This is a genomic window from Dictyobacter formicarum, from assembly GCF_016587435.1.
The window spans coordinates 1-7,184 of the sequence record NZ_BNJJ01000056.1 but is presented as its reverse complement, the minus strand read 5'-3'; the positions used below and the strand labels follow the sequence as shown (position 1 = coordinate 7,184).

The following is a 7,184-nucleotide window of genomic DNA, read 5'->3' as shown; positions in this document are numbered from 1 at the left end:
TACTAGCAACTCCAACTTCATGGAGGCGGGTTGCAGCCTCCAATCTGAACTGAGGCCAGGTTTGACGAGATTAGCTCCCCCTCGCGGGTTGGCCACTCTTTGTCCTGACCATTGTAGCGTGTGTGTCGCCCAAGGCGTAAGGGCCGTGCTGACTTGACGTCATCCCCGCCTTCCTCCATTTTGAAATGGCAGTTTCGTTAGAGAAGTTCAACTAACGACAGGGGTTGCGCTCGTTGCGGGACTTAACCCAACATCTCACGACACGAGCTGACGACAGCCATGCAGCACCTGTGAACCCGCTCCGAAGAGACAGCCCGTTACGGCTGGTGCAGGTCCATGTCAAGCCTTGGTAAGGTTCTTCGCGTTGCATCGAATTAAACCACACGCTCCGCTGCTTGTGCGGGTCCCCGTCAATTCCTTTGAGTTTTAATCTTGCGACCGTACTCCCCAGGCGGACCACTTACTGTGTTAACTGCGACACTGAAGGGGTCGATACCCCCAACGTCTAGTGGTCATCGTTTACGGCTAGGACTACCAGGGTATCTAATCCTGTTCGCTCCCCTAGCTTTCGCACCTGAGCGTCAGGTGCTTCCCAGGACACTGCCTTCGCCATTGGTGTTCCTCCGGATATCTACGCATTTCACCACTCCACCCGGAATTCCGTGTCCCTCTGAAGCCCTCAAGTCAAACAGTTTCCATCGTCCTTCGTCAGTTGAGCCGACGACTGTCACCACAGACTTATCTGACCGCCTGCGTGCGCTTTACGCCCAGTAACTCCGGACAACGCTTGCCTCCTACGTATTACCGCGGCTGCTGGCACGTAGTTAGCCGAGGCTGATTCCTCTGGTACCGTCCGTTCTCGTCCCAGAGAAAAGCAGTTTACAACCCGAAGGCCGTCATCCTGCACGCGGCGTTGCTCGTTCAGGGTTGCCCCCATTGACGAAAATTCCTCACTGCTGCCCCCCGTAGGAGTCTGGGCCGTTCTCAATCCCAGTGTGGCTGATCGTCCTCTCAGACCAGCTATCGATCGTCGCCTTGGTAGGCCATTACCCCACCAACCAACTAATCGAGCGCAGGCTCATCTCCGGGCGCTCTTGCGAGCTTTGCTCGTTGCCAAGCATATGCGGTATTGTCGGCGATTTCTCGCCGGTATTCCTCACCCAGAGGGAGATAACCCACGTGTTACTCACCCGTCCGCCACTCCCTTATTGCTAAGGGCGTTCGACTTGCATGTGTTAGGCACGCCGCCAGCGTTTATCCTGAGCCAGGATCAAACTCGCCATCCAATTTTATATATGTAAAACTCTCTACGGAGAATTACTATGCAATGTTATGGCAAGCTTATCAAAGCAATTAACTGGCTTATGTTTTTCTGTTTCCTTACCACTCTTCAGTTGTTCATGTTCCTACATTTACCAATTGCTTGTGTTATGTAGACGCTTTAGACTTTCCTGTCTGGCGCAAGAGAGATAATAACACTGACCGGCTTTTCTGTCAAGCGTTTTTGTATGAATTTTTGAGAACGCCCAAAAAAAGAGGTTATTGGGTTCTGGAGCGCTTTTATGCCAAGAAAAACGCTGCTGATGGACGCATAAGTGCATTATTCACCACAATTGTCTGCGTACATCGGGTGCAGTTGCATTACGCATGTGGACCTTCTTTACGTTCTTTGAGCGGAATAATGTTAGTATCATCTTTCTTGTTGCGCTTGTTGTCTTTAGTATCTTCCAGATCGTTCTGTGAGTTTTGCTCCAAATAATAGCTGCCGGTCAAGGCCAGCCCGACGCCAAATGGAATCAAGCCTGGCAGTAGCCAGGGGCCAATATGAAATGGTGCAGAAGTAAAGGTAGCAGGCAACAAAAAGCCAATCGGATATAAACCGATCAGCAAGGTGATGCCGACCATCATGGTAATCAAGCCGGCTCGTAAGATACCTTTGTTGCGGCGCCTCCGCTGCGTTTCTGGCGGGTGGAGACCACGGCTAATCATGGCCATTCGTTCACGGTGCTGGATATAGCGCAATAAAATAATGAAGCCAAGAAAAATGGCCAGGGCGATCAGCCAGCCAATTAAAATAACTATTGCGTTGAATGACATATAGGGCTACCTCTTTATACAGATATCTGTCTGTATGATAAGATACGTTTGACTAAGATATATGTTTCGTTAAATTGATGAAACATATCCTTTCAAATTGAACTCTAAATTAGCATGATGAGTGAGTATCTATTGCAGCCACCACAAAGTATCGGAATATCATTTCCAGGCGTAGCTTCGACATCCACCGAACAGGATGACGCTGCCCTTGTAATTGCAAGCCAGGCCGGAGACCAGGATGCATTCGCTGTGCTGGTCCAGCGCCATCAACGTCGTGTGTTCAATCTCGTATACCGGATGCTACAGCAATATGATGAGGCAAATGAGGTTACCCAGGAAACCTTTCTTGCTGCCTGGCAAGGCTTGCGGTCGTTCCGGAGGGATGCGCGTTTCACCACCTGGTTACATCGTATTGCCTATAATTGTGCCCTGAAGCAATTAGAACAGCGTAAAAAAGATAGCGCATTACAAATCGCCATACAGGCGGAGGCTGTAGATAGCGATGAGCGCATCGGTGCTGAGCTAGAAGCCCATGATAGACAGGCGATAGTACGAGAACATATATCAACCTTACCTGCTAAATATCGTGTTGTTCTGGTTTTGAGACATTTGCAGGAAATGACCTACGAAGAAATGGCTGAAATTTTGACTATGCCTATCGGGACAATAAAAACGCATCTTTTTCGAGCAAGGAATCTGCTGAAGGAGCGTTTAGAGGCGTTTGATCAAGAGTGGAAAACGAAAGGTTAGTCATGCATTGTTCGAAAGCGACCCGCCAACTACAATTGTATATTGATAAGCAATTGAATTTAGAGCAAACCCGCGCTCTAGAATTGCATCTTTCGAGCTGCTCTGCCTGCTGCCGCGAATATTTTTTACTGGTAGAAATCGACCAGACTCTTACTAATATGGATATGGTGCGTGAGCCAGCAGATCTGACCATGAATATCATGCGACGCGTAGCGGTAAGTTCACAGCAAGTTGCAGCACAGGAACAGGCAGCGCGCCCCCTGACCTCTTTTCGACCTTCGTTGCCTGAGATGTTGACCGCTGTCGCCTTAGCGACCATCACAATGCTAGGGATTGTACTGGAGCAGCCGTCAGCGCGTGCTGCATTACCTATCGCTAATGGACATGATCCCTTATCCTTATTCGTCCTTTCTTTCTGGCAGGGATTGGTCAACATTAATACTAATACCATAATGCTCTTCTTGTGGATATTGGGAACGCTGCTTGGCATCTGGATTACGCTGGCGGTAGCGGGCTCTGATGTACGCGATCAGTGGTATAAAGCTGTAATGGATCGTTTACCGGTCTGGTAATTTTCTCTTTGTAGGTTTCTTGATATGATGGGTTATTGGTTGGTTGTGGAAGAGTGGGGCGTTGGCAGATTAAGGGGAGCGTGCTATGGGAACTCTGAAACAGCGACGGCCTGGCGATAGAGCGCTGGGCTTTTTTTTGCTCTGTCATCCTGGACCAGTTTTGATACATACAGTAGCGGTAACCGTCTTTGCTGTACTGGCCGCCTGGCCCCATCTGGTCTGGACCACCTTGCTCCTGGTTATTGGCGCGCACTTTGCCATGCAATGCTCTATTGCCGTGCTCAACGATTATTGCGACCGTAAGCTAGACATGGAGAGCAAGCGCCAGGAGAAGCCCATCGTTCGTGGACTGGTATCGCCGCGCGAGGCGCTGTTCTTTGGCTGGGCATGGATCATTCTCATGTTCCTGTTGCTCCTACCCATCAACTGGCTGGCCTTGCTCATCTCAGTGCTTTACTTGATCATAGGACAGAGTTATAATCTGGGACTAAAATCAACACCCTGGAGCGGCATTGTCTTTGCGCTGATGATTCCACTAATTCCTGTCTATGCCTTTGTAGGCGTTGGCCATAGCTCACCCATCCTCTTTTGCTTGTTCCCTGTGGCCGCGCTGCTAGGTATCGTACTCAATCTCGCCAATTCGTTGCCAGATATTGCAGAAGACGCGGCTAACAATGCACGCACCCTGGCAGTTGTACTGGGAGAACAAAAAACGCTGCTGGTCTGTCCCCTGCTAATCCTGGTCGCAGCTGTGCTGGTTGGTCTTTTTACGCTGATGAACATTGTCAGCGTGCGCCCCCTGATTGTATGGCCGACGCTGGCTCTGGTGTGTGTGCTGATCATTATATTGGCTATCTGGCCTCGCCTTTGGCAGAACTCACAAAACGACAAACATTATTTCTGGTTGACGGTATTCACCTGTCTGATTCTGGCCAGCGGCTGGCTAAGCAGCGTCTTTCTGGTCTGAAACGTATTAAAATTGTGGCCTCTGAATGAAATGAGTATTATGTTCTTGTCGAAAGGTATCGCGCATGCCGTTACGCTTATCTCTACTTGATCACGTTCTGGCAAGCTTTAATTTGTTGCCCTCACCACTTTTCGATACGCCGCTGGTGCCCGGGATTGCCCAGGCGTTAGTGACCGCTTGCGAACTCAATCTGTTTGATACATTGGATCACGGGGCGCTGACATTGGATAGCCTGGCCGAGCGTCTGGATTGCCATCCTGAAGGACTGAAACTCTTGCTCCAGGTATTGATCTCTGCTGGATATATATGGGAGCGCAAGGGCCGCTATCGCAATTCGCGCATCGCGCGCCGCTGGCTGCTGACAAGCTCACCTTTCTCCGTGGCGCCATATATTCTACACAGCCCGGACATCGTCGCTATCTGGAAGAATTTGCCTGCTGCCATCCGTACTCACCAGCCCTCGCTGCGTATGCCATACGAAGAAGACGCCAGCGATCCTGAGGTGCAGCGTCAATTGTCGCGCCACTACGCAGGGTTAGCAGCCCTGGCCAGTGTTGTTGGGAGAGAGATCATTTACAAAATCCGTTTGCCCAAAGGTGCAAGCAGCCTGGTAGATATTGGCGGCTCGCATGCAGCTTATAGCGCTATGCTCTGTCACAAATATCCGCATTTACAAGCTACAGTTTTAGATATTCAACCTGGTATTGAAGCCGGTATGCGCACGGTGGAACGGCAGAAGCTGGCTAAACAGATCCACTTTGTCTGTACAGACCTTTTGCATGATGCTTTTGAGCAACAATTTCCAGCCACCTTTGATGCTGCCCTCTATTTTCATATTGCCCATCTGCTGCAGCCAGAGCAGAATCGCGCTTTGCTGACCAAAGTTATTGCCACCCTGAAGCCGGGTGGACAGATCTTCTTCGTCGATCAGATCCCCCATCAAACTCGCTACTCCGGGCTTGCCAACATCATGGTACAGCTGATGGCTAACACCATGGAAATCGTTGGCGGTACCTGCTATTCCTTTCCCGAAGTCAAAGATTGGCTGCTGTCCTGTGGCATGGAGCAGGTGCGCGAACACCGGCTGCTCACTCCCGGAGCCACTCTCATCAGTGCCCGCAAAAAAACAACCTGACGGGATTATTGCATCAACATGCCCTGATAGAAACAAATTGCCCCGAGTGTAAATGGGCAATTTGGGCTTTAGTTAACAGTGATAAAATGTTTCAAAAAGTATTATTATGTATGTTTTTGTCGTGATAATATACATAAGTTTAAACTTATTGACAAGCTTTGTTTATCTAAAGTATATTTGCTAATGCATTTACGGCATAGATCCATAAAGAATACGTGTATACAAAATATTCATAATTAAATCTGTATCAGGATAATTAACTGCAAAAAATATTTATTATCCTGTCATATTCCCCTTTTGTTCTCAAGGAAACAGGTTAAATTGCATGTACATCCTGTTAAGGATTACAGATATATTTTATCTTTATCACTATATAATTTTTATGAACTTCATATAGAAATATATGCATGTTCACAGAACCAGGAGAACAATTTATTATGAATCCTGATCCTAGGGAAGGGAAGGCTTCACAGACACCTCAGTCAACCTTCTTTCGCCGACGCAGCCGAATTCTGCTTACATCTTTCCTCACGCTTGTGGTGCTAGCTGGTGCGGCCTTCTCCGTAACCAGTATACGTTTGCAACCCCATACTGCGAAGGCTGCGGCTCCAGGCCTTATTGGTGATGCTGCTACCTATCGAAGTAAGGCTCAACAGTCTTTTTATGCTGTTCCACCTCATCAGCGCCTTTCTGCTAAGGCAATGAATACAGCTGTGAGCAGCGCTCCTGCTTTTAATAATGTTGGTATTAGCTCGAAGTCAAACGTGACAGCCGGAAACTTCGATGGCGCTAATGGTAGTTATTCTTATGACGCATTAATTACGACCAACATCGAGCCGGGCATCCCTTTTATTTATGATGGTATTCAATTTGCCTGGCCAAATGTGAATAATCAGAGTAGTCCTACTCTGGCAGATAACTGGCAAGCCAGCGGACAGGTACTTCCGCTTTCACAGGCAAATACCCAGGTGATCGGCTTTATCGGAGCTGCCTCTGGTGGTGCTGTCAGTGGTACTGTGATTGTGACATACAGCGATGGGACCACGCAAAGCTTCTCGCTGGGCATGAGTGACTGGACACTTGGTGGTGGAGCAAATTCACCTTCTTATGGCAATGCTATCGTGTCTGCACAGCCATATCGGAACATCCGAAGTGGAACCCAGAACGTAAAAACGTATCTCTTCTATGCAACAATTAAGACGAACGCCACAAAGCAAGCAGTAAGTGTGACATTGCCCTCACTTACTGGCGGCGCAAAGATGCATATCTTCGCCTATGGTGCGCGTGCCGCCACGTATACCAATCCCTACAACAACACTGGTATGAGTGATGATGCCTATTCAGCACCGGGTAATTTTGATGGTGGTGGTGCCAGCTATTCGGCATCGGCTATGGGTTGGGGAACTGGCTATACTATCTCCTATAACAACGATCTCGCTGGCAACTATAATATGAAATTCCAGTGGCCTGATGTGTTGCCAGGTTCACCCGATAATTACCAGGCCAATGGGCAAACAATCGCTGTCACTCCGGTCGCGAAGGCGACAAAATTAGGTTTTATTGGCGCGGCCACTGGTGGTCCCTCTGTGGGCACTGCTTTTATCAACTACAGCAATGGTTCCCAGACGTCCTTTCAGCTGGGTTTTAGCGACTGGACATTGAA

5 protein-coding genes, 1 rRNA gene and 1 pseudogene are annotated in these 7,184 nt (G+C 48.8%); 5 read left to right on the top strand and 2 right to left on the bottom strand.

The features are described from left to right. Positions 1-1,286, bottom strand: a 16S ribosomal RNA gene (locus JMI88_RS39030); the annotation flags it as partial. A gap of 355 nt (positions 1,287-1,641) precedes the next feature. Continuing rightward, the gene (locus JMI88_RS39025) at positions 1,642-2,097 is read right to left on the bottom strand and encodes a DUF6249 domain-containing protein (protein WP_201367494.1); all 456 of its coding nucleotides are present in this window, start codon (positions 2,095-2,097) and stop codon (positions 1,642-1,644) included. A gap of 114 nt (positions 2,098-2,211) precedes the next feature. Between JMI88_RS39025 and JMI88_RS39020 the strand changes: the two genes are divergently transcribed. The 5 genes and pseudogenes from JMI88_RS39020 to JMI88_RS39000 all read left to right on the top strand — a co-directional run. Then, positions 2,212-2,847, top strand: a complete 636-nt coding sequence (locus JMI88_RS39020) for an RNA polymerase sigma factor (RefSeq protein ID WP_201367493.1) — start codon at positions 2,212-2,214, stop codon at positions 2,845-2,847. A 2-nt stretch (positions 2,848-2,849) separates the two neighbouring features. Next, on the top strand, positions 2,850-3,419 hold the full coding sequence (locus JMI88_RS39015; RefSeq protein ID WP_201367492.1) for an anti-sigma factor family protein: 570 nt from the start codon (positions 2,850-2,852) through the stop codon (positions 3,417-3,419). An 85-nt stretch (positions 3,420-3,504) separates the two neighbouring features. Further along, on the top strand, positions 3,505-4,386 hold the full coding sequence (locus tag JMI88_RS39010) for a UbiA family prenyltransferase (RefSeq protein ID WP_201367491.1): 882 nt from the start codon (positions 3,505-3,507) through the stop codon (positions 4,384-4,386). Between the two features lie 64 nt (positions 4,387-4,450). Continuing rightward, positions 4,451-5,521: a methyltransferase gene (locus tag JMI88_RS39005; protein ID WP_201367490.1), complete on the top strand. Its 1,071-nt coding sequence runs from the start codon at positions 4,451-4,453 to the stop codon at positions 5,519-5,521. A gap of 437 nt (positions 5,522-5,958) precedes the next feature. Further along, positions 5,959-7,184, top strand: a pseudogene (locus JMI88_RS39000) (hypothetical protein); the annotation flags it as partial.